This window comes from Bacteroidota bacterium (assembly GCA_030017895.1).
Classification (GTDB): Bacteria; Bacteroidota; Ignavibacteria; order UBA10030; family BY39; genus JASEGV01.
The window spans coordinates 1-707 of sequence record JASEGV010000159.1 but is presented as its reverse complement, the minus strand read 5'-3'; the positions used below and the strand labels follow the sequence as shown (position 1 = coordinate 707).

2 protein-coding genes are annotated in these 707 nt (G+C 36.8%); both read left to right on the top strand.

Translation table 11 applies throughout. From position 1 onward, the window contains the following. The coding region (locus QME58_14430; protein MDI6805009.1) for a hypothetical protein at positions 1 to 281 on the top strand (281 nt) is incomplete at its 5' end. 192 nt (positions 282 to 473) lie between these two features. Further along, the coding region (locus QME58_14425) for a hypothetical protein (protein MDI6805008.1) at positions 474 to 707 on the top strand (234 nt) is incomplete at its 3' end.

Genomic DNA, 707 nt, shown 5'->3' with positions numbered 1-707 from the left:
CAATGTGCCATCCTGAGACAAACAAAGATGAGCAGGTGCAACTCAGCACGACCGAATCTAGTTGCTGCAAAACAATCATCGCCGCAGATCGGAATACAAGTGAGTTTCTCCAAGCACAAAAATATGATGTGTTTTCATCAATTCAACACTCCATTACTCCAATACTCCATACTTCACCGAGTATTGAATTCCAATATAGCTTAAAACTATTTTTAACTGGCACCTACTCCCCTCCTCTTATCGAAGATATACCCATCTTGAATTCTTCACTTCTGATTTAGATTTCTAAATCCCTGTCCGAACGACTGATATTAAGCTATGCAACGTTCGGTCGGTCGGGCGAAACCCTAACCGCTTTTAGCGGACTAAACTCAAGTTTTTTATTATATAGTTTTGAGATCCATTATTTGAATTTGTTTAGAGTTTGGATATTATCATTTAGAATTTTTTAAATCATTCATAACAGGTAAAATATGAAAACCATAATTTGGTTATTATTAATTTTCTTACAAATAAATTTATTAGCACAAGAGAAGCCGAAACTTATTTTAGAACAACTGATTGATGAGGCGCTCAATAACAACTTCGAGCTGCAATCATTCTCAAAAGCAGTCGAAGCCGTAGAAGCAAAAATTCCACAGATACGTTCGCTCGATGATCCTGAACTATCATTACGCTTGATGGAAATGCCCGGCTTAAAACCGAAT